At 70.5% G+C, this 1,241-nt stretch carries 3 protein-coding genes; 2 read left to right on the forward strand and 1 reads right to left on the reverse strand.

The genetic code is table 11. From position 1 onward, the window contains the following. Positions 1-331, forward strand: a 331-nt coding sequence (locus tag ACWDTP_RS38520) for a phage major capsid protein (protein ID WP_450028456.1), incomplete at its 5' end; no start/stop codon positions are given. Between the two features lie 94 nt (positions 332-425). After that, entirely contained in the window at positions 426-866 is a 441-nt protein-coding gene (locus ACWDTP_RS38525; protein ID WP_450028457.1) for a hypothetical protein, read from the forward strand. A 36-nt stretch (positions 867-902) separates the two neighbouring features. On the opposite strand, the gene ACWDTP_RS38530 is transcribed toward ACWDTP_RS38525, so the two are convergent. Then, positions 903-1,241: hypothetical protein (locus tag ACWDTP_RS38530; protein ID WP_450028458.1), on the reverse strand; the 339-nt coding region annotated here is incomplete at its 5' end.

Here is a 1,241-nt window from a genome sequence, read left to right on the forward strand (position 1 = left end):
CCTGACCGTCGGCACCGGCGGCAACAGCGTGTTCGTCGTCAACGCCACCGGCCCGGCGCCGATGAGCATCTTCGGCCGTCCCCTGATTGTCACCGAGAAGGGCGGCACCCTCGGCTCCCGCGGGGACCTGGCCTTCACTGACCTGTCGTACTACCTCGTCGGCGACCGGCAGACCATGACGGCGGACAGCAGCACCGACTACGCGTTCGGCAGCGACAAGACCACCTTCCGCATCATCCAGCGCGTCGACGGCCGCCCCTGGATCCAGTCGGCCATCACTCCCGCCAACGGCTCCAGCAGCACCCTCAGCCCGTTCGTCGAGCTGAACTAACCCCCGCCCGGCCGCCGTCGGCAGTAACGCCCCGGCAGCGGCCTCCACCCGACCGGCAGTGTCGCCCCGGCGGCCACAGACGAAAGGACCACCGATGTCACAGAGGGCACTCGGCAGGCTCATCAACACCACCCCGGCCGCCGACGGCGTGTGGATCGCGCTCAAGGGCGCGGCCGCAGGCGTCACCTTCAGCTGCTACCTCGCGGGCGCGGCCGGCGACACGTACACGCTGCAGGAGGCCAAGGACAACGCGGGGACGGGCGCGCAGAACCTGGCCTGCATCGCCGAGTACCACACGAACACGGGCAACGGCTCGGATGCGTGGACGCGCCGTACGCAGGCGGCTGCGGCGACGGTCGTGACGGCGGCCGCGGCGACGCAGAACGCGGCCGTGGTCGAGGTCGAGGGCACGTCGCTGTCCGACGGCTACCGGTACGTGAAGCTCACCAGCACCGGCGCCGGGACCGTGACCGCCCTGACCCGCGACCTGATCGCGCAGCGCGCCCCGGCGAACCTCCCCGCGACCGGGGCCTGACATGGCGCTCCTGATCTGTGTCGACTGCACCGCCCGCTACTCGGTCGGCGCGCCCCGCTGCCCGGAGTGCGGCAGCACCAACCGCGTCGAGGAAGGAGAGGACATGCCGAAGGTCACCGTGCACGGCGGCCCGTCCAACGAGAACGAGGACGCCGTCGACGCCGAGGGAGGTGAGGAGTCATCTCCTGGTACCAGCTCCTCGACATCCTCCGAGAAGCAGCAGACGAGCGACGAGCCGAGCAGCAGCGGGGGCCGATCGCCTGCCCGCACGACGGCGAGCCGCTCAAAGAAGGGCCAGACGGGCTCCTCTACTGCCCAAGCGACGGATGGCGACCAGACGGAAGCTACGTCGGACAGCGGTAAGACCAGCTGACC

It is taken from the genome of Mycobacterium sp. NPDC003449 (assembly GCF_053588415.1).

Bases quoted from the DNA above. Each gene is read 5' to 3' on its own strand.
- ACWDTP_RS38525 (WP_450028457.1), top strand. From the start codon at position 426: ATGTCACAGAGGGCACTCGGCAGGCTCATCAACACCACCCCGGCCGCC.